Origin of the sequence: Photorhabdus aballayi, assembly GCF_026153155.1 — a bacterium.
Classification (GTDB): domain Bacteria; phylum Pseudomonadota; class Gammaproteobacteria; order Enterobacterales; family Enterobacteriaceae; genus Photorhabdus; species Photorhabdus luminescens.
In genome coordinates this window covers 1-20,948 of record NZ_JAPFCD010000072.1, presented here as the reverse complement: position 1 = coordinate 20,948, position 20,948 = coordinate 1, and the positions used below count along the sequence as shown (strand labels likewise).

The following is a 20,948-nucleotide window of genomic DNA, read 5'->3' as shown; positions in this document are numbered from 1 at the left end:
ATCCCTTACCCATCACTTATTAAGGAACAAATATGAGCTGGCCATTTATTGCAGTATTTCTTTCTGGTTGGTTGTATGTTGACGCAGCTTACCGTGGTCCAAACTGGCAAAGATGGCTATTCAGGCCAATTACTTTGCTATTGTTATTATTGTGGGCATGGCAAGCGCCTGAGCTGCATATTTCAGGCTATTTAATCTGTCTTGGGTTATTTACTGCTTTAATATCAGATGCTCTGCGTATGCTCCCCAGTAAGTATTCACTACTCTCTCTAGGCACATTATTCCTCTGTTATCTGCTCTACACGGTAAGCTTTGTATTACAGATGAATTTCAGTTTCTTCTTCCCGTTGCCATTAATTTTACTGGTTCTGGGTTCCATTATTCTGCTGGTTATTTGGAATAAACTGGAAAAAATGCGTTGGCCGGTCGTTGCCTCGGTCGTTATGCTTTTGATAATGGTGTGGATGGCAGGTGAACAATACTTCTCCCTTAATACAGATTATGGTTTCTCCCTATTAGCAGGCAGTATCTTGTTGCTACTGTCACATAGTTTCTGGCTGATCAACCATTACCGCCTCCAACTCAAATCTTCTAAGGCGATTGTGGCAACCTGTTATTTTATCGGCCATTTTCTGATTATTCGTTCTATTTATCTTTAATAAAAAGATCAAGTTGAAAATAGATATCAGCATTCAGTCGCACGATTTGCCAACTTTATTTTCTCTTTTTATTGACTCTGGAGTGGGCTCCAGAGTGTAGAGTTTAATCATTAGCCATTATCTTTGAGTTAACTCTACCCAGGGGGAGTCCATGTACTCAAATTCAAACAAAAATAGTGCTCATCAACATAACCACCAGCATGGAAGCTGCTGCGCGACTACCACTTGTTCAGATCAAGCTAAACAAGTTAGTGAGCATTTACATAATCATGAACATGGTAAGGCTTGCTCACATGAGCATCACCCTTCTCATGATACACAACAGACACAAGCGCCTGAACTTTTGGCAAACCAACGTTTTAGTTGGGTGGTTAATGGCATGGATTGTCCAAGTTGTGCTCGCAAAATTGAAACTGCGGTCAGCAAAATTCCAGAGGTGAAACAAGCCAAAGTTCTATTCGCAACTGAAAAACTGGTCGTAGATGCTGATACAGATATACGTTCAGCGGTTATTCAAGCGGTTAATCAGGCTGGATTTTCCCTACACAATTCCGATTCAAATCAGAAAGCAGCAAAAAGCAGCCGCTGGAAAGAATTCGCACCGATCATCACTCTTTCATTGATGATGCTGATAAGTTGGGGAATCTCCAACGCCAATCCTTCATTTGGTCGTATTGCCTTTATTATCACTACCGTGATTGGATTAGTACCTATTGTCACCAAAGCCTGGCAACTCATACGATCAGGCACGCCATTTGCCATTGAAACCTTGATGAGTGTTGCCGCCATCGGTGCGTTGTTTATCGATGCAACCGCTGAAGCCGCAATGGTACTACTGTTGTTTATGCTTGGTGAAATGTTGGAAGCTTATGCTGCCGGCCGTGCTCGTCGAGGAGTAAGCGCACTAATGGCATTAGTGCCGGAAGAGGCACTACTGGTAAAAAACGGTGAGAAAAGAACTGTCCCAGTTTCAGACCTTCGCCCAGGCGATATTATTGAGATTGCGCCAGGCGGACGTTTACCCACTGACGCAGAATTACTCAATTCATTCGCTAGCTTCGATGAAAGTGCGCTGACAGGTGAATCTATTCCGGTTGAACGCATGCAAGGAGAAAAAGTTCCGGCCGGTTGTTTGTCCGTGGATCGTGCAGTCCAAATGAAAGTATTGTCCGAACAGGGCAACAATGCCATTGACCGTATTCTGCAACTGATTGAAGAAGCCGAAGAGCGCCGGGCGCCGATTGAGCGCTTCATTGACCGTTTTAGCCGAATTTACACTCCGCTAATTATGCTGTTCTCTGCGCTAGTCATCATTATTCCACCAACTGTATTCAGCCAACCTTGGGAAACATGGATCTACCGTGGTCTTACTTTGCTATTGATCGGCTGCCCTTGCGCTTTGGTGATTTCCACCCCCGCCGCAATTACCTCTGCCCTTGCAGCAGCAACCCGCCGAGGTGCCTTGATTAAAGGTGGTGCGGCACTGGAACAATTAGGGCTAATTACCACAATCGCTTTTGATAAAACCGGGACGCTGACCGCCGGTAAACCACAAGTCACAGATGTACAACCAGCAGAAAATATCAGCGAATCTCAGCTATTAACTTTGGCTTCCGCAGTAGAAAGCGGCTCCCACCACCCACTGGCTAAAGCCATTTTGCAACATGCAGAAAGTAAAAACGTTAATATTACCGAAGCTGAACACCGTAAGGCGTTGGCGGGGATTGGCGTTGAAGGTCAGTTAGACGGTAAACGTATTCTCGTCAGCACGCCCGGAAAACTACCAGCAAACACGTTATCTGATTATTGGAAACAAAAAATTGTTCAGTTAGAAGATTGCGGTAAAACCGTTGTTGCCGTAATGCATGATGAACAATTTACCGGCCTTATCGCGATGCAAGATACGTTACGTCAGGATGCAATTGATGCTATCCGTTTACTGAAAGATCAAGGCATTAAATCAGTGATGTTGACAGGGGATAACCCTCGTGCAGCAACTGCAATTGCAGGTCAGTTAGGAATAGATTTCCGCGCCGGGTTAATGCCGGAAGATAAAGTCAAAGCGGTCATTGCATTGAATAAAGATCACAACACAATGATGGTCGGTGACGGCATCAACGACGCACCTGCAATGAAAGCTTCCAGCATCGGTGTAGCAATGGGAAGCGGCACCGATGTCGCTCTGGAAACCGCAGACGCAGCATTGACTCACAACCGCCTGACAGGTTTGTCGGAAATCATCACCCTTTCCCGCGCAACGCACAATAATATCCGCCAAAATATTGCTATTGCGCTGGGATTAAAAGGAATCTTCCTTGTCACCAGCCTATTAGGTATCACAGGTTTGTGGATGGCAGTACTGGCGGATTCTGGCGCAACCGCTCTTGTAACGGCGAACGCGGTAAGGTTATTAAGGATTAAACTGAAATAACGAAAATCGCTTGGCTATTTAAGGATATGGGTCTTATTTCCGGCTCATATCCTGTGCTATAGCAAGATCAATTCAGTGATGAAAACTCATTGGCATTCAAAGGCACGGTAGAAAAACAAAAACGCTCATTTCTCAACTCGGCGGTTATATTCAGAATTGATTCTCTTTTTTTCTAACCAGATAGCGATAAGGCATTTGTTCCGTTTCTTGGGCAACCAATTGATGCTCCATAAAACGACAAAAACTGGGAATATCACGCGTAGTTGCCGGATCGTCAGCAAGAATTAATAACATCTGCCCTGCTTCCATATGACGCACGGTTTTCCGCACCATCATTACTGGTTCAGGACAGCGAAGCCCTTGTGTATCAAGGGTTTTATCTGGATTAGTAAACACATCGGGCATAACTTATCTCTACAATTTCAGGCAATCTATGAAACTGGATTATACCCGTTATCTTTCAAGTTGCCTCTTTGTTGGCTGCACTCACTCACCCCAGTCACATAGTTATCTATGCTCCCTTGCCGTCTCGATACATTTTGAATTCGTGTACAACCGACGTATCATGTGAGGCGCCGTCAGCTAAAACGGCAAATCTTTCACTGGGTTCCCTCACCCCATTATCCAAAAAGGTACAATATGTTTTCATCAGCTACGGTTACACAACAGCGAGCTGTCGCTTTAATTTGGCTTTCGTTATTTCACATTCTGATTATTATTTCCAGTAATTATCTGGTGCAACTACCCATCTCTATTTTCGGTTTTCACACCACCTGGGGAGCCTTTACTTTCCCATTTATTTTTCTTGCAACCGATTTGACGGTTCGTATCTATGGCGCACCACTGGCAAGGCGAATCATTACTACCGTTATGTTCCCCGCATTGTTGATCTCTTATATAATTTCTGCCCTATTTTTCCAGGGCGTGTGGCAAGAATTTACTGCATTGTCTGAATTCAATCTCTTTGTTGCCCGTATTGCCTGCGCCAGCTTTATGGCTTACTTCCTTGGGCAGATACTGGATGTACACGTCTTCAATCGTCTGCGCCAGAGACGTAATTGGTGGGTCGCTCCCGCAGCAACAATGTTCTTCGGCAACTTACTTGATACCCTTGCCTTTTTCTCTATCGCTTTCTATCGCAGTACCGATGCTTTCATGGCAGCTAATTGGATCGAGATTGGGTTAGTAGATTACTGCTTTAAGCTACTAATCTGCTTACTCTTTTTCCTACCCGCTTACGGCATTTTGTTGAACCTGATTCTCAAGTATTTCTTTGCCTATCAAACTAGCAGTACCCATATCCAAGCTCGCTGATTTTTATACGCCCGCCCGATAACTGTCTCTTAATCAGATCTCCTGATTAAGAGATTGGGCAAGGAAATAACCTTCCACCCCGGTCACATAGTTATCTATGCTCCCGGGGATTCGCTCCCTTGCCGTCGCGATGCATCTTGAAATCCATTGGGTATATATAAATATACTCATCGATATTAACAACTACACCTGATAATTCGATATTATGTCAGTGATATTACTACGATTTCCTATTTTAATTTCGCTTTTTCGGTTAATTTTACTCTTATCAATTAACAAAATTGATTGTAATGATCGTCTTATAAGAATATCTTTGAATTCCGCATTATCAATATTCGAATCCCATAAATCACCATTTGCATCAATACCATCACAGGAAAAAATAAATAGATCTATCTCTAAATTTTTTAATTGTGTAATAAGTGATGAACTAATATAACAAGCATATTTACGATGCAAAACTCCCCCTGAACTGATTAATTGAATATTTTTTTTCTTTGATAATTGATGACAAATACGAATGCTATTGGTAAAAATAGTAATATTAATATCAGGAAGTTGCTTTGCCAGATACCAACATGTTGAACTTGCATCAAGTGCAATTATCATTCCTTCACTTATCCAAGTCACCGCTCGTTGAGCAATAAGTGATTTACTCGAAAAATGGCTTTTAACCCGCATGTTAAAGGGGTCACCATTATCCTGTGTTTCTCTGTTTAAGCTTTTTGCTTTTCCATGTAAACGCAGAAGATGACCATACTCTTGAAGAAATCGCAGATCCCGACGTATTGTTTCTTTACTCACTTGTAAAGCTACGGAAAGTTCAGAGGTTGTTAATGATTCATGATGATGGAGAAGATCCATGATTTTCTGGTGACGTTCATTTCTCATAAAGGAATCCCTTTTATATTTGGACAGAATAGGATTATTTTGTCCAATACCAGAATTAGAAAATCACGTCTTTTTTAGCAATATATTTCCACATTTAGTCGTTTTCTCTGTGACGACGATAGCAAAAGCGTTATCATTTCCTACTTTAATCAGCATATTTAAAAGAGATAGCAAGAAGAAATAACTAGTAAAATCATTTTCAACAGAAGATTACCTATTCCTGTATAAAATTTTGAAATAATAAATTATAAGCTGCCTGATGCTCACCAGGTGTATAAAGTTCATAGTGATAAGAAAACTGCTCACGGGCTTTTTCAGCCGATTTATAATAACCCACACCAAACCAAGCAAAGAAAGAAGCGCCTAATACCGTCGTCTCTGATTCATTAAGTACTTTTATTGGTAAGTTTAAAATATCTGCTTTTATTTGGTTCCAGAGATAATTTCGACTACCTCCCCCCACTAACACCAACTCTTTAGCATGAAATCCACTTATTTTCTCTAAAAGAGATAAGTTTTGTTTTAATTGATACCCCAATGCCTCTAATGCAGCACGATAAAAATGACGTCGTTCAGTATCCAACGTTATTCCACACCATCCTGCCTCGGAGGTTAACAAACGACAATTCATTCTTAAGTTATTAACACCTGGAGGAACAGATAAAGCTTCATGGATCATTTGGAGATAGGCCTCCGAAGGGGAGATACCTTGCCAGAAAAGCTGTCTGATCCATTCAAGTATTCCAGAAGCTAACCATTGCAATCCCGGGTTAAAGATCCCTTTTCTTGCGTCTAATTCACATGTAGAACCAGCATAATAAGGTAAAATATGGGTATTCACATGAGAGGCGCGTACCATCAGAATCTCCCAAGTGCCGGAAGATAAGATGGGTTGATTTAAATCTGCGCCAGAGCCAAATAACGCAAATTGCGTATCATGTCCAGAGGAAATAACGGGAATTCCTGAAGGCAAATTCAACTTTTTAGCTGCCTCTGGAATTAAAGTACCAATTTGCTCACCAGCATGAACGAGTTCGGGAAATAAACTCTCTGGAATAGAAATAGCATCTAATATTACTTCACTAAACTGCTCATGATGAATATTTAGCAACTGGCTGGTTCCGGCCATCGTTCTGTCAGTTAACATCACCCCGGTTAATCGATAATTGATTAAAGAAGAAATAAACAGCCATACATGGGCTTTATTGAAAAGAGTAGGATGATTTTCCTTTAACCAAATTAACTTATAAAGCGTATTAAAATTAAATTGCCCAACACCGGATATCGTTTGCAATTTCTCAGCGGAAAAGTAACGCTCAATATTTTCAACAATAGGGGTTGTTCGCGGACATTTCCAACTAATAATGGGATAAAGTAGGTCACCCTTTGCATCGACCAGTGTTCCATCAACACCAAACGTCGTCACCGTTATTGCGCGTATCTTATAACCTGATAATTTGGAGATAACTCCACGACAACAGCCCGCCAACCGCTCTAAAATGGCATCCAGCGACCATATATGCCAGTGAGAATTGGCTTTATCAGGCTCACTGGTATTCGGTGTTGACTCCCTTGCAATCACATTACCCTGAGAGTCAACCGCAATAGCCCGCACATTCGTAGCCCCGCAATCCAAAACTAAAACGACATCTTGCATCATACGCTCTCCTGTTGTGGAACAGAGGCGGTACAATTCGTATCGTACCGCCGGCAGCCACTATTTCTTATAGAGAGGACCATAGTTTTGACAGGCTCGGTAATCTGAACCTTCCGGCTCCATACCGTATGCACTCCATGCAGAAGGACGATAAATGGCTTTTTCATCCACGTTATGCATACAAACTGGGATTCTGAGCATAGAAGCTAACGTAATGAAATCGGCGCCGACATGACCAATAGAAAGCACACCATGATTAGCTCCCCAATTCGCCATAACGGAGTACACATCCTTAAAGACGCCTCTACCGGTTAAACGTGGAACAAACCAAGTTGTCGGCCAAGTTTCATTTGTCCGTTTATCCAGAATGTCATGAATATCTTTAGGCAATTCCGCACTCCAGCCCTCAGCAATTTGCAGGACAGGACCAAGTCCTTTAATAATATTGACACGACTCAGGGTGAAAGGAACGCCGCCTTTCGTTAAGAATTTGGAGGAAAAGCCACCACCTCTGAAATATTCATGGAGCGCCGGGCACCATTGCGTTGCAGCCAAGCAAGCATCTACTTCCTCTTCGGTAATTTCCCAGTGAGGTTTCATCGTAGGATGGCCTTGAGCGTCTTTTTGGCAACAAGTCCCATCCAGTGTTGCAGAGCCTGAATTAATCAGATGAATCACCCCATTTTCAGCCTGCCCCGTGAGTTTTTTGCCCGTAACACGCTCGATAGATTCTGGCGACCAGAAAGTTCGAACATCAGCAAAAATCTGCGCTGTCCCTGTTAGCATATGGCCAAATAACATCGCAACGCCATTTAGACTGTCATTCTCTGTTGCAACCGTAAATGGCTGACGGATGCCGTTCCAATCGAATGAACTATTTAAAATCGCTTCCGCAGTATCACCATTGGGGTATTGATCTGTCCAATGACGCTGCCCCTGGAAACCCGCAACAATAGCGTTGTAACCGAGGGCTTCTTCACCATACCCTTTTTCTTTCAGTTTTGAATTCCCCAGCATCATGTCACGAATGCAAATAGCCATGAGTAAACTTTCGCGAAGAACTTGATGACGACTTTCTGGTGAACGGTGATATTGTTTAGCATTCAGATCTTCACCATATTGGAAATACTTATCTGCCCAAGATAAGGCCAGCTCAAGTTCCTCTTCATCATATATTTGCAGATCAATACGACGGCGTAATTCCGTCATATCAACAGTTTGAATTTTCATACCAAGCCAGGATTCGAAAAAATTATGATCAACAATTGAACCTGCAATACCCATTGATGCGCCACCAACAGAAAGGTAAGTTTTTCCTTTCATACTTGCAACCGCCAATCCAGCTCGGGCAAATCGTAGCAATTTTTCTTTAACATCATCAGGAATACGAGTGTCATCAGCATCTTGAACTTCATGCCCATATATAGAAAAAGCGGGGATACCTTTTTGCGAGTGGGCGGCTAAAGCTGCCGCAAGATAGACTGCGCCTGGACGTTCAGTCCCATTAAACCCCCAGATAGCTTTGGGTCTTGTTGGTTCCATATCTAATGTTTCACTGCCATAACACCAACACGGCGTGACGGTAATTGTCAGACCAATATTTAATGCACTGAATTTTTCATCACAAGCCGCAGACTCAGCAAGACCAGCAATACATGTGTCTGCAATAACGCATTCAACAGGGATACCACAAGCATGGTAAATATGCCCAGTCAATAAATTAGCTGTCGCTTTTGCCATATTCAAAGTTTGCTCTTCGAGTGATTCACGCACTCCCATACGACGGCCATCAATAACTGGACGAATACCAATCTTGGGTAAATTCATATTCTTTCTCATGCGATTTCCTCTATACAAATAAAGTTGTTATTTGCTTTTTAAATTAAACGGATTACCGGGTAATGCATTCGCGCGGAATTTTGCGAAAATCAAGATCACAGCAAAACAAAAAGCAGGCACAAGCTCGGCCGTTGGAATATGACCCACAGCATCACTGACAAATCCCATAATAGGCGTCACGACGCCACCTCCAACAATCGTCATGACAATGAGCGAAGAACCATATTTAGTGTCCTGACCTAATCCTTTAATTCCTAATGAAAAGATAGTTGGGTATTGAATAGACATAAACATGCTACAAATGGTCAATGCAATTAAGCCGATATATCCCCCTACGAATGCGGAAATAATGCAAAGGATCATGGATATCAAGGCATAACAAGCTAATACTTTTTCCGGAGAAAATCGCTTAACTAACCAAGTACCCGTCGATCGACCAATAAAGAAAAACACCATTGTTGCTGTCAGATAATTAGCCGCGTACCCTGGAGTCATACTCGGAATTTCATCAACGGCATAACGAATCAGGTAACTCCAGCAAGCTGTTTGCGCACCGACATAGCAAAATTGTGCTAACACTGCCCAACGCCAATGCTTGATTTTAATCAGGCGGCCTAAAGACTCAAGGAATGAGCTACTATTATTATGCGTATCACTTTTATTATGCGTATCACTTTGTATCACTGGAAATTTGGTAAATAAGATCACGAATGCAATCATTAAAACAGCAGCAGCGATAATCATATAAGGAGACTGTACCGCTAAAACGAGGCTATGATTATAGGTATTAATCTGCTCAACAGTCATTTTATCAAGTGTTTCTTGGGGTAAATGAGGGACATTAGATAAAATTAAACTTTGCCCAAAAATAACGGCGATAATTGCCCCAAACGAATTAAATGTTTGTGCCAGATTAATGCGGAAATGCCCCGTTTTTTCAGGACCTAATACCGTGACAAAAGGGTTAGCCGCTGTTTCCAAGCACCCTAACCCAGCAGCAATAATAAAAAGCCCCACCAAGAATAATGTATAACTCATCGCTTCTGCGGCAGGCCAAAAAAGGACAGCACCAACAGCATAAAACAATAAGCCAGTAATTATCCCTGCTTTATAATTTAGCTTATTCATTAACATTCCGGCAGGAATAGGAATAACAAAATAACCAAAATAAAATGCAGACTGGATTAATCCCGCCTGGAAATTTGTTAAGACAAAAGCTTTTTGAAATTGAGGCAGCAATATATCATTTAAGTTATTTGCCACAGCCCATAAGAAAAACAGGGAACACAAAAGAGCGAAAGGAATTAAATAACCTCTGATTTTCTTATTATCTTGCGCTATATTTGATCGTGTCGATATATTATCCATAGCACCCTCATCTATCGCAGTTGATACTGTAAGCCAGAATCAGTCGTATTTTTAGCCATCTATAAGATAAGAAAATGATCCCAATCACACTTATTTATTCATACCGCTAAATTGTGAACCTAATCACTGAAATAAATCCATTACACATGCCCGTTTGTATCTTTTTTATTTAATTCGGTCATAAAGATGACCGTATAATTTTTTTTATGAAAAAACGGTCAATAAAACCAATAAATGACCGTTTGAGTGAGAAATGAAAAATACGGAATAAAAAGATAAATACGGATATCTTTAAAACCCCAAAAATGATAAAAACATTTGAGCTTAATCACAAAAATTAACTTAAATATTTATTTAAAAACAACAAAGTATTACAACAAAAATAGCAAACTTCATTTATTTATTTTTTATTGACTAGCATAAAAGCATACTTCGAATTTAAACAAGGTAAATAATCATGAAAAGAAATACATTATCTCGTGAAATTATTAATACATGCTTAGAAATGACCCGATTAGGATTAAATCAAGGCACTGCGGGTAATGTTAGTGTCCGTTATAACAATGGAATGTTAATTACGCCGACAGGAATTCCTTATGAACAATTGACTGAAACACATATTGTTTATGTAGATGAAAATGGTCAACCTGAGGATAATAAGATCCCCTCGAGTGAATGGCGTTTTCATCAAGCGGTCTATCATGCCAGACCCGACGCCAATGCCGTCGTCCATAATCATGCAATTCATTGCACAGCGGTTTCCATTTTAAATAAGCCAATCCCGGCCATTCATTACATGATTGCAGCGGCGGGAGGAGATTCAATTCCCTGTGTGCCTTACGCAACATTTGGCACCAAACAACTCTCTGACTATGTATTTAACGGTTTTAAAAACAGAAAAGCGATTCTATTACAGCATCATGGGATGATTGTTTGTGAAATTAATCTACAAAAAGCACTGTGGCTCGCGCATGAAGTTGAAGTGCTCGCTCATCTATATTTACAAACCTTAGCGATCCAAAATCCAGTTCCTATTCTGAGTCCAGAGGAAATAGCAATCGTGCTTGAGAAATTTAAGACATATGGCTTAAAAATTGAAAAGAATTGAAAAAATAGGATCACTTTGTCAAGCGGTCATTATGGCTCATAGTATGGTTACTAATGAAATAAGTTGGTTTGGACAAGGCGCAATTAATGAATTATTCCTGGCGTCAAAAGAAAAGAATTGTCTCTTAATCAGAACGGCTAATTAAGAGATTGTCAAAGCAATAGCCTGCCACGCTGTCCGCTTTTTTACTACCAGTCCAACCCACTAGCTTCCCCAAACGCAGCTAAGCCCAATGGAAAAAAGGACTGTTCTAGTACAAAGATCCGGGCATAGATCAAAAAAACACACATTTCCCACAACAAAATGGGCATAACAACTTTATTTATCCATAACCAACCATTAATTTTTATAGATGGTGTTAGTCTGTTAAGTAATTTAAGTACTTTTTTCACCCGAAAATAGTTTACCGGTCTGTCACATTCTGCTCCCTGTTCGTTAGGAAAATTGATGCGACAAACAGATATTGAGTTTCCACAAAAGGAATATTCCTATGCTGAAAATTATTCAATCTCCATCCAAATACATTCAGGGACCTGATGCCCTGCTTCATATTGGTAAATATACAAAAACTATCGCCGACCACGTTTTAGTTATCATTGGTAACTCCGCGATGAAATTGGTGGGAGAGACCGTTCATAACAGCCTGGAACAGCATGAAATTACCCGCCATTTTGAAATGTTTGGCGGTGAATGTAGCCAAAATGAGATTAAGCGCCTGTCTGATATTCTTAAAAAACATGAATGCCAAGCCGTTATTGGCATCGGCGGCGGCAAAGTACAAGACACCGCAAAAGCGGTTGCTTACGAATCCAGATTACCTGTTCTGATTGCCCCCACTATCGCTTCCACGAATGCTCCAACCAGCGCGCTCTCTGTTATTTACAACGATGATGGCAAATATGAAGATTATCTCGTTTTCCCAACAAATCCAGATATTGTACTCATAGATACCAACATTATCGCTAAAGCCCCAACCCGTTTTCTGATTGCTGGAATTGGTGACGCGCTGGCAACTCACTTTGAAGCCCGAGCTTGTGGAGCCACACATCAACCCCGAATGACAGGTGGTGGAATATCCCGTACAGCAATGGCCCTTTCTCATCTCTGTTACGAAACGTTGTTAGAAGAAGGCTATAAAGCAAAACTGGCTGTTGAAGCCGGCGTCAGTACATCCGCGGTGGAAAATGTTATTGAGGCTATTACTTACTTAAGCGGCTTGGGCTTTGAAAATACGGGCTTAGCCGCTGCTCATGCCGTACACAATGGTTTTACCGTATTGGAAGAATGTCACCACATGTACCACGGCGAAAAAGTCGCTTTCGGAGTATTAGTTCAACTAATACTGGAAAATAGCCCAAATGAAGAATTAGATACTTTACTTGATTTCTGTGTACAGATAGGGCTACCGGTTACTCTGGATCAACTTGGCGTAAAAGATAGTGAAAAACTGCAAGAAAAAGTAATGACAGTGGCAACAGCGAGTTGTGCTACAGGCGAAACCATTCACAACATGCCTTTTGAAGTGACACCGGAAAAAGTATATGCCGCTATTATGGCTGCTGACCGGATGGGACGCGACTGGCTGTATTAAGTTTAACAGGAGCGGGCAAATTGTCCGCTCAAATTGTTGATAAAAAACCGATTTTTTATCTAACCATTTTTTTAACAAAATTTCGTTCATCAAACAGAACCTGTCGCCATATTAAGAACTCCGCCTTCCCAAATTTTTCTTCCTGAAAAGATCTCACTGAGTACTAGCAGGTTAACTCAAAATATAAATTTACTATTCTGATTTTTTCAATTTAATAACATCACTCCAATTATTAATAAGAAATGTGCATTCATGACACCCAATTTTGCTTCCTTTATTAAAATACTCTTTTGCCTTATTAAAATCTTGATTTACACCGATCCCATTTAAATAATTGGTTCCAATGGTACGATAGCCTTCAAAATATCCACTTTTTCCAGCCAATTCGAAAAGCGCTCTCGCATCTGAGTATTTATTTTCATCCTCTAAAATAAACCCTAAATTAACCATAGATCTTAACTTATATTTATCATTTCTTGATATAGATAACTTATATCTTTCACTGGCTTCTTGACGATAACCTTCTATTTGTTGTATTACAGCGAGCATCCAGTTTGCATCTACATTCCCATTATTTGCTTTCTTTATTAACGCATGATATTCATTTTCATTTTTAGGCATTGGAATAGAAAATTCTGATAAGAAATCATCCGAATGATTGAAGACAATCGATGGGGTATCTTGTATGTTCATGCCTGAACTCTGAGCAATAAAAGAAAAAAACAACACTAAATAGAGAAAATATTTCTTATTTATTACAAAAAAATTATTCATAAAATAATCTCGCTAAAAGTATTATTTATCCCTATTATGTCAATATTTGAATTTAGTGACTCCATCTGTATGTTTTTATCCACAGTAAAAAACACATCCACTATCTTAGTCGTATTCCCATTATTCCAGAGCACTGAACTTTCCAACCCATGAATGTTACCATTGATATCCTTAAATCCATTTTCTTTATATGTAAGATTTATAGCTGAGATTCCTGACTTACTTAATTTATACAACTCTCCGTCATCAGTTATACCATCTTTATTAGCATCAATCCATAACTCTAATGAATTCCATAGACTATCATTTTGATCAAAAATACCATCACAATTATCATCAAGATCTACTAATGCAGCAAACCCATTTGCTGATTTGTTTCCATTTTTTAATATATAATTATTCCCGAATAACTCACTTCCGTTATTTATTTTTCCATCTCCATTTTTATCCCATACCAGAAATGCATTATTGGCTTCTATCCATCCTGAACTTTCAACAATACCATCATTATCATGATCAAAATATATAGAACCATTTTCCTCGATGGTAATAATACCATCTCCAGTTAAATCAATAATAAGTGGTGTTTCTGTATCTTTCTGACTTTCAACAATTTCTTCAAGATTATCTAATACAGCATTTGGACTCATTCCTCGTAATTCTTGAATAAAATCTATACCATTTTTATCATTATCATAATGTGAAACTCGAAGAATTGAGTTTACAAAACCTATACAGTTATTGGTAAGGAGGTTGTAATTCGGTTTAAAATCATAGAAATTTCCATTTTTTAAATCAGAGATGTAGCCTTTCATATTATGAACCACACTCTCTGAATATATTGGATATGTAACACTGGAAATTTTTGATTTATCGTATGCTATTGAGTCTCTAAAAGTTATGTTCTCAATTCCTCCTACTTGCTTATTATCACCTAAGCCCCATCCGATTGATTCACCCTGAAATTCAACCCATACATGTCCAAAAGTAGACTTGCTAACGTCTCCTGCCGCATTAGTATATTTAGTACCTGAAGGTGCTATTTTTACTGTTATTGTTTCTACATGCATTCCTTTAAAATTTTCGTTAACAATTTTATCAACTAACCCATAGTCTTTACTTGGCACAGTTATTTCCTTATTGAAAATCTCCATAATTTTCTTTGACAAATTAAAGAGAACACAATTTACTGCAAATAGAAATAATTATCAATATCACTACTGAAACTTTATAAATCCATATCAAAAAACCAAATTAATAGTTTGCTAATATTTTATCTTTATTATTACTTAATTATTATATTCTTCGATAAGAAATTATAACTGTTGGCATTTTGCGTTACTATTTTGGACCTCACCATTATCTTGAGTATAGCCACAGCGATAAGAAAACGCACTGTTCAAAATCAGTGCGTTAAGAAATAAATTTATCGAGTCTATTCAGGCCAAAAGTTTTCATCCATTATTTCCTCAAACGTCCAAGGACAAGTTTCAGGAAATATATTCCGATTAATTAGCGTTTCTTTTTCTGCTAATCGACGAGCAGCGGTGTAAGCTTTTTCCAAATGTTCATCCAACTTATTTTTCAAACTGGGAGATTCTTGCAAACAATCAATCGCCTTATCACGCTGTTCTTCAATGGTTAGTTCCCAACTCCGCCCTCTGCTATCTGCCTGATATCTCCATTTCAGTAAGTGTGCGAGTAAAATTTCCAACCGAGATCGTAATTCTCTGCGCTCACTTCGCCCCATAGCCTCAATTTCCTCAAGAAGATTTTCCGTATCCAACTGGCTAAAATCACCGGAACGAAGCAAGTCTGCCTGCTCCTGCGTCCAACCATAAAAATCGCTGTCATAACGTGTCGTCATGGTTCCTCCACTTGTATATCAGCTATGCAACTGTATAAATTATGAGTCTGGCAGATTATTGGTATACCGTCAAAACAGTATGTTTATCGTTAAAATCGATTAGCAGTCCATTCACCCTAAATTTGAGAAGAGCCTTTCGTCTGGACGGATACATATAGAATAACAAATAAAGGAAGCATGAAATCTGTGGTTTTTGTTTGATAAAGAACAAAAACGAACCAAAAACGCTCACCGATAACTAAGTAAAGCTAGTTATTGTGACAATGGTCACAATTTCATTGGTAAAGTACATTTTAAAAAGTTAACAAATCACTCAGAATTATCGCCGGGGAAAAACAACTTTAACAACTGAGGGTTGTTTCACAGATAGGTTGGGTTATTTCAACTATCATAATTTTCGTTATGGAAAATAACCACTTACAAAACCTCTCATTTTCCCATCCGGTGGCATTAGTCAACCGGCGAGCTATTTATATAATCAAAAATGCCATCGGAGGCAAAATATGTTAAGTATTTTCAAGCCGGCGCCTCATAGGTCCCGGCTGTCAACAGAACAGATAGATCCCGTCTATCGTCGCTTACGCTGGCAAATTTTTATGGGCATTTTCTTTGGTTATGCTGCTTATTATCTGGTAAGGAAAAACTTTGCACTCGCAATGCCTTATCTGGTTGAGCAAGGTTTTTCCAAAGGTGATCTCGGCTTCGCATTATCAGGGATTTCTATCGCATACGGCATCTCCAAATTCATCATGGGCTCCGTATCCGACCGTTCTAACCCACGATTCTTCTTACCTGCGGGTCTGATCCTCGCGGCTGTTGTCATGCTGTTTATGGGTTTCGTACCTTGGGCAACTTCCAGTATTGCCATTATGTTTGTACTACTGTTCCTGTGCGGCTGGTTTCAAGGCATGGGTTGGCCTCCTTGTGGTCGTACTATGGTGCACTGGTGGTCACAGAAAGAACGTGGCGGTATCGTTTCTATCTGGAACTGCTCACATAATGTTGGCGGCGGCTTACCACCATTGCTATTCCTGTTAGGTATGGCGTGGTTCAATGATTGGAAAGCCGCACTTTACATGCCAGCTTTTGCCGCAATTCTCGTTGCATTGATTGCGTTCGCGCTGATGCGTGACACACCACAATCTTGTGGCTTGCCGCCAATCGAAGAGTATAAAAACGACTATCCTTCTGATTACACAGAAAAAGATGAAAAAGAGTTAACAGCTAAACAGATTTTCATGCAGTACGTGTTACCTAACAAACTGCTGTGGATGGTGGCTATGGCTAACGTATTTGTTTATCTGCTACGTTACGGTGTTCTTGACTGGTCGCCAACCTATCTACGTGAAGCCAAGCATTTCGCGCTAGATAAATCTTCATGGGCTTATTTCTTGTACGAATATGCCGGTATCCCAGGCACGCTACTCTGTGGTTGGATGTCAGACAAAATATTTAAAGGCAACCGTGGTGCAACCGGTGTGTTCTTTATGACGCTGGTCACCATCGCCACTATCGTATTCTGGTTAAACCCACCAGGTAACCCAACCGTAGATATGGCTTGCATGTTGATTATTGGCTTCCTTATCTACGGCCCAGTGATGCTGACTGGTCTACATGCCCTTGAGCTGGCGCCAAAGAAAGCCGCAGGTACAGCCGCCGGCTTCACCGGCTTATTTGGTTACTTAGGCGGCTCTGTTGCTGCAAGTGCTATCATCGGTTACACCGTTGAGTTTTTCGGTTGGGATAGCGGGTTTATGGTAATGATTGGTGGTAGTATCTTGTCCGTTATTCTGTTGCTAATCGTCACAATTACCGAAAAGAAACATAAACAGGAAATAGCCCAACAATATGGCTAACCTCTGTCATTAAACTGTGATATATCACTGATAATATCAATTAAGCCGCAGCATTATATATGCTGCGGCTTTTTTCAGACTCTAAACTAAGAGATTATGTCAGTGAGTATTATTAACACAGACAAACACACAGTTTAATGAGATAGATTTCATCTCATCGCTAAAACGGAGAAACACACATGCAAACTCCAATCAAAACAATAATAACAGGTATTATTTTAGCCTCATCAATGTCAGGTATCACCCAGGCGGCAGATAAGATTGTTATCGCCCATCGAGGCGCAAGTGGATATCTGCCTGAACACACTCTGCCAGCCAAAGCGATGGCTTATGCCGAAGGTGCTGATTATCTGGAACAAGATCTGGTCATGACTAAAGATGATGAACTGATAGTCTTACACGACCACTATCTTGATCGCGTAACTGACGTTGCCAGTAAATTCCCTGGCCGTGCTCGCCAAGATGGACGCTACTATGCCATCGACTTTACCTTATCTGAAATCAAGTCATTAAAATTCACGGAAGGCTTCGAGATTAAAAATAATCAACAGATACAAAGCTTCGCCAATCGTTTCCCGATGTGGAAATCTGATTTCCGAATCCACACTTTTCAGGAAGAGATTGAGTTTGTTCAAGGATTAAATAAATCTACCGGCAAAAGCATCGGTATTTACCCGGAAATTAAAGCGCCGTGGTTCCACCAACAAGAGGGAAAAGATATTTCCACTAAGGTGCTAGCCGTGCTGAAAGAGTATGGTTATACCAAGAAAAGCGACAAAGTTTACCTGCAATGTTTTGATACCAACGAACTCAAACGCATCAAAAACGAGCTGGAACCCAAGCTAGGCATGGACCTGAAACTGGTTCAACTTATCGCCTACACCGACTGGAATGAAACTTATGAAAAGCAATCAGACGGCCAATGGACAAATTACAGCTATGACTGGATGTTCAAACCAGGTGCAATGAAAGAAGTGGCACAATATGCTGATGGCATCGGCCCTGATTACCATATGATCGTGGCGGAGGATTCCACACCAACCAATACTAAGTTAACTAGTCTGGTAAAAGAAGCTCACACCAATAATCTGGAAGTCCACCCATACACGATTCGAATTGATCAACTGCCTAAATATGCCGCCAGCGGCGATCATCTTTTCGATATCATGTATAACCAAGCGGGTGTAGACGGTGTATTCACCGATTTTCCTGACTTAGGCGTGAAATTCCTGCAAAAACATCATCAACATAAATAAGCTGCAAACAGGGCGCCTCAATCTGCGCCCTATTCTTATCGCTTTAATAATTACGCTTTACTTATCGAAAAGGCCATAACATCACTGAGCTTTTCAGCCCGCAAAGCTAACATCACCAAACGATCGACGCCAAGCGCCACGCCTGCACACTCAGGCATCCCTTGTTTCAAGGCACCAACCAAGTTTTCATCAATCGGCCGAACAGGTAAACCTAACTCTGCGCGTTTACGGTTATCCTGTTCAAAACGCTGACGCTGTTCATTACTATCAGTTAGCTCACGGAAGCCATTCGCCAATTCAACGCCTTTGAAATAGACTTCAAAACGCTCTGCCACCCGATGATCTTCTTTGCTGATTTCCGCCAGAGAAGCCTGAGAAGCTGGAAAATGGTAGATAAAAGTTGGCTTTTCAGTACCAATATGCGGTTCAACACCAACAGCAAACAAAAGTTGCAATAAAGTATCTCGATCTTCTTCTACATCAGCAATATTACTCAGATCCAACTTGGCGGCGACTTCACGCAACTTTTCTTTCTCTGCTGATAGCGGGTCAATATCCAGATAACGCAGGAAAGCCTGTTGATAAGAGAGTGATTCTGCATTTTCACAGTCAAGGATCTGTTGAAGTAAGTCATCAACTTCATTCATCAAACGATACATATCATAGTGAGGCCGATACCATTCCAGCATGGTAAATTCAGGATTATGATAACGCCCCGCCTCTTCATTACGGAAGCAGCGACCGAGCTGATAAATAGGGCCGCTTCCTGCCGCCAGCAAGCGCTTCATGTGATATTCCGGGCTTGTCATCAGATAAAGAGCCATACCATCCGCAGCACCTGGGCCAACAAACTCCGTCTGAAAAGGAAACAATTGAATATCAGTCACTGTAAACTGACCCATCGCAGGCGTTTCAACTTCCAATACCCCACGATCTGCGAAAAAGCGCCGTATTTCTGCTAAAATAGTCGCTCGTTTCAACAAGTTGGCGATCGGTGCGCTTGGCTGCCAGTTTGCTGCTTCGCTCATGTAAATGACTCCAAAATAAAACCAAACGTGCAGTCTACCTGCATCACACATATCAGACAAATTATTACCGACTGATCATCCCGGAACAACTTAGCTTGTCTCGTATCAAGACTATCGCAAATTTACTACTGCCGGATATATTATTATTAGCTACCTGCCAAAATATTACCGTCAGATAAAAATAAAATAGTGATAGATTTTTTCCTGACACAACAAAACCAATACCAATCAAAATCACTATTTACTCTAACAGAGTTATCAATTTAAAATGGCAAAAACCGTCTATATTGGTTTTATCAGCCTTAATATAATGAATACCTTTCATTTTAAGCCTGGTCAGATATTTTCCGTTATCTGCCTTTAGTGCTATCAAATCATAGCCGACATCTTCTACCGTAAACGTAGAATGAGCATCAATATTCAATTTTGAAGCCGTAATATAATCACCACCAGGCAGAGAAACCCGACTCAAATAGAGCCCATTGTCTGCCCGAAGTGCCATTGTATAAGCATCAAATAGCGTCACTACATACCGGGAAGAAGCACCAATAGTATATCTTACAGCCTGAATGTGATTAACATTTCCTATATTGAATCGACTTAGATAGAGTCCATTATCTGCCTGCAATGCGATGGTATGCTCTGATAATGCCATCATAGCCTCCGTTTAAATATAATTCACGATTTTATAGAATACCATTTAAACCTCATATCGACTCTCTAGCCCACTCCTTTGTTAAATATATACTATTACCGTTAAACAATAAAATATACCCGTCATCTTTCAAGCTGCCTCTTTGTTGGCTGCACTCACCCCGGTCACATAGTTATCTATGCTCCCGGGGATTCGTTCCCTTGCCGTCGCGATGCAACTTGAAATCCATTGGGTATATACCCTCTCTTTATTATGGACGATGCAGTCAATTATTACTTATAATTATTAAATAACCAGAAGAAATTATCATGTCTAAATTAAAAACAAGATATTATCAGGAAACTGAAAAATAATTTAAGATGATAATTATAATATGACCAGTAACACGAAGAATACATTATTAATCAAATTATCACGAAATATAATTAATATTTTATCTGGTATATTAAGTGATTCATCCTATTGTTCTATCATTAAAATAATAGTGGTCAGTTTTACTTGACCACCATAAGGCTATGTAAAAAATCACTACTATACCCGTCATCTTTCAAGTTGCCTCTTTGTTGGCTGCACTCACTCACCCCGGTCACATAGTTCTCTATGCTCCCGGGGATTCGCTCCTTTGCCGTCGCGATGCATCTTGAAATCCATAGG

17 protein-coding genes are annotated in these 20,948 nt (G+C 40.3%); 7 read left to right on the top strand and 10 right to left on the bottom strand.

The window, feature by feature from the left end:
- Nucleotides 1-32: 32 nt before the first annotated feature.
- On the top strand, nt 33-659 hold the full coding sequence (locus OO184_RS22525) for a lysoplasmalogenase (RefSeq protein ID WP_265381097.1): 627 nt from the start codon (nt 33-35) through the stop codon (nt 657-659).
- A gap of 151 nt (nt 660-810) precedes the next feature.
- Nucleotides 811-3,090, top strand: coding sequence for a zinc/cadmium/mercury/lead-transporting ATPase (locus OO184_RS22520; protein WP_265381096.1), 2,280 nt, complete (start codon nt 811-813; stop codon nt 3,088-3,090).
- Nucleotides 3,091-3,240: 150 nt separating this feature from the next.
- Here the strand turns inward: OO184_RS22520 and tusA are convergent, their stop codons facing one another.
- On the bottom strand, nt 3,241-3,495 hold the full coding sequence (gene tusA / locus OO184_RS22515) for a sulfurtransferase TusA (RefSeq protein WP_049582752.1): 255 nt from the start codon (nt 3,493-3,495) through the stop codon (nt 3,241-3,243).
- Nucleotides 3,496-3,729: 234 nt separating this feature from the next.
- Here tusA and OO184_RS22510 point away from each other — a divergent pair, with 234 nt between their 5' ends.
- A complete protein-coding gene (locus tag OO184_RS22510) occupies nt 3,730-4,404 on the top strand; it encodes a 7-cyano-7-deazaguanine/7-aminomethyl-7-deazaguanine transporter (RefSeq protein WP_265381095.1) in 675 nt (224 codons plus the stop codon).
- Nucleotides 4,405-4,587: 183 nt separating this feature from the next.
- Here OO184_RS22510 and fucR read toward each other — a convergent pair whose 3' ends face one another.
- From fucR to fucP, 4 genes are all read right to left on the bottom strand, one after another.
- Nucleotides 4,588-5,295 carry an L-fucose operon activator gene (gene fucR / locus OO184_RS22505; RefSeq protein WP_265381094.1) on the bottom strand — a complete coding sequence of 236 codons (708 nt, stop codon included), beginning with the start codon at nt 5,293-5,295 and terminating at the stop codon, nt 4,588-4,590.
- A gap of 214 nt (nt 5,296-5,509) precedes the next feature.
- Nucleotides 5,510-6,955, bottom strand: coding sequence for an L-fuculokinase (gene fucK / locus OO184_RS22500; RefSeq protein WP_265381093.1), 1,446 nt, complete (start codon nt 6,953-6,955; stop codon nt 5,510-5,512).
- 57 nt (nt 6,956-7,012) lie between these two features.
- Nucleotides 7,013-8,791: an L-fucose isomerase gene (fucI, locus tag OO184_RS22495; RefSeq protein WP_265381092.1), complete on the bottom strand. Its 1,779-nt coding sequence runs from the start codon at nt 8,789-8,791 to the stop codon at nt 7,013-7,015.
- Nucleotides 8,792-8,818: 27 nt separating this feature from the next.
- The gene (gene fucP / locus OO184_RS22490) at nt 8,819-10,159 is read right to left on the bottom strand and encodes an L-fucose:H+ symporter permease (RefSeq protein ID WP_265381091.1); all 1,341 of its coding nucleotides are present in this window, start codon (nt 10,157-10,159) and stop codon (nt 8,819-8,821) included.
- Nucleotides 10,160-10,616: 457 nt separating this feature from the next.
- On the opposite strand from fucP, the gene fucA reads away from it, so the two are divergent.
- Nucleotides 10,617-11,267 carry an L-fuculose-phosphate aldolase gene (fucA, locus tag OO184_RS22485; protein WP_265381090.1) on the top strand — a complete coding sequence of 217 codons (651 nt, stop codon included), beginning with the start codon at nt 10,617-10,619 and terminating at the stop codon, nt 11,265-11,267.
- Between the two features lie 490 nt (nt 11,268-11,757).
- Entirely contained in the window at nt 11,758-12,858 is a 1,101-nt protein-coding gene (locus OO184_RS22480; protein ID WP_265381089.1) for a glycerol dehydrogenase, read from the top strand.
- Between the two features lie 192 nt (nt 12,859-13,050).
- On the opposite strand, the gene OO184_RS22475 is transcribed toward OO184_RS22480, so the two are convergent.
- From OO184_RS22475 to OO184_RS22465, 3 genes are all read right to left on the bottom strand, one after another.
- A complete protein-coding gene (locus tag OO184_RS22475) occupies nt 13,051-13,632 on the bottom strand; it encodes a tetratricopeptide repeat protein (protein WP_265381088.1) in 582 nt (193 codons plus the stop codon).
- Nucleotides 13,629-14,759 carry an SPM autocatalytic domain-containing protein gene (locus OO184_RS22470; RefSeq protein WP_265381087.1) on the bottom strand — a complete coding sequence of 377 codons (1,131 nt, stop codon included), beginning with the start codon at nt 14,757-14,759 and terminating at the stop codon, nt 13,629-13,631. Before OO184_RS22470 ends, OO184_RS22475 begins: the two co-directional genes overlap by 4 nt.
- Nucleotides 14,760-15,067: 308 nt before the next feature.
- Nucleotides 15,068-15,499, bottom strand: a complete 432-nt coding sequence (locus tag OO184_RS22465) for a DUF29 domain-containing protein (protein WP_265381086.1) — start codon at nt 15,497-15,499, stop codon at nt 15,068-15,070.
- Between the two features lie 503 nt (nt 15,500-16,002).
- Between OO184_RS22465 and glpT the strand changes: the two genes are divergently transcribed.
- A complete protein-coding gene (gene glpT, locus OO184_RS22460) occupies nt 16,003-17,355 on the top strand; it encodes a glycerol-3-phosphate transporter (protein WP_265381085.1) in 1,353 nt (450 codons plus the stop codon).
- 179 nt (nt 17,356-17,534) lie between these two features.
- A complete protein-coding gene (gene glpQ, locus OO184_RS22455; RefSeq protein WP_265381084.1) occupies nt 17,535-18,611 on the top strand; it encodes a glycerophosphodiester phosphodiesterase in 1,077 nt (358 codons plus the stop codon).
- 50 nt (nt 18,612-18,661) lie between these two features.
- Here the strand turns inward: glpQ and epmA are convergent, their stop codons facing one another.
- Nucleotides 18,662-19,639: an elongation factor P--(R)-beta-lysine ligase gene (epmA, locus tag OO184_RS22450; protein ID WP_265381083.1), complete on the bottom strand. Its 978-nt coding sequence runs from the start codon at nt 19,637-19,639 to the stop codon at nt 18,662-18,664.
- A gap of 241 nt (nt 19,640-19,880) precedes the next feature.
- The gene (locus tag OO184_RS22445) at nt 19,881-20,297 is read right to left on the bottom strand and encodes a fascin domain-containing protein (protein WP_265381082.1); all 417 of its coding nucleotides are present in this window, start codon (nt 20,295-20,297) and stop codon (nt 19,881-19,883) included.
- Nucleotides 20,298-20,948: the final 651 nt, after the last annotated feature.

Bases quoted from the DNA above. Each gene is read 5' to 3' on its own strand.
- OO184_RS22525 (WP_265381097.1), top strand. From the start codon at position 33: ATGAGCTGGCCATTTATTGCAGTATTTCTTTCTGGTTGGTTGTATGTT.
- OO184_RS22520 (WP_265381096.1), top strand. From the start codon at position 811: ATGTACTCAAATTCAAACAAAAATAGTGCTCATCAACATAACCACCAG.
- tusA (WP_049582752.1), bottom strand. From the start codon at position 3,495: ATGCCCGATGTGTTTACTAATCCAGATAAAACCCTTGATACACAAGGG.
- OO184_RS22510 (WP_265381095.1), top strand. From the start codon at position 3,730: ATGTTTTCATCAGCTACGGTTACACAACAGCGAGCTGTCGCTTTAATT.
- fucR (WP_265381094.1), bottom strand. From the start codon at position 5,295: ATGAGAAATGAACGTCACCAGAAAATCATGGATCTTCTCCATCATCAT.
- fucK (WP_265381093.1), bottom strand. From the start codon at position 6,955: ATGATGCAAGATGTCGTTTTAGTTTTGGATTGCGGGGCTACGAATGTG.
- fucI (WP_265381092.1), bottom strand. From the start codon at position 8,791: ATGAGAAAGAATATGAATTTACCCAAGATTGGTATTCGTCCAGTTATT.
- fucP (WP_265381091.1), bottom strand. From the start codon at position 10,159: ATGGATAATATATCGACACGATCAAATATAGCGCAAGATAATAAGAAA.
- fucA (WP_265381090.1), top strand. From the start codon at position 10,617: ATGAAAAGAAATACATTATCTCGTGAAATTATTAATACATGCTTAGAA.
- OO184_RS22480 (WP_265381089.1), top strand. From the start codon at position 11,758: ATGCTGAAAATTATTCAATCTCCATCCAAATACATTCAGGGACCTGAT.
- OO184_RS22475 (WP_265381088.1), bottom strand. From the start codon at position 13,632: ATGAATAATTTTTTTGTAATAAATAAGAAATATTTTCTCTATTTAGTG.
- OO184_RS22465 (WP_265381086.1), bottom strand. From the start codon at position 15,499: ATGACGACACGTTATGACAGCGATTTTTATGGTTGGACGCAGGAGCAG.
- glpT (WP_265381085.1), top strand. From the start codon at position 16,003: ATGTTAAGTATTTTCAAGCCGGCGCCTCATAGGTCCCGGCTGTCAACA.
- glpQ (WP_265381084.1), top strand. From the start codon at position 17,535: ATGCAAACTCCAATCAAAACAATAATAACAGGTATTATTTTAGCCTCA.
- epmA (WP_265381083.1), bottom strand. From the start codon at position 19,639: ATGAGCGAAGCAGCAAACTGGCAGCCAAGCGCACCGATCGCCAACTTG.
- OO184_RS22445 (WP_265381082.1), bottom strand. From the start codon at position 20,297: ATGATGGCATTATCAGAGCATACCATCGCATTGCAGGCAGATAATGGA.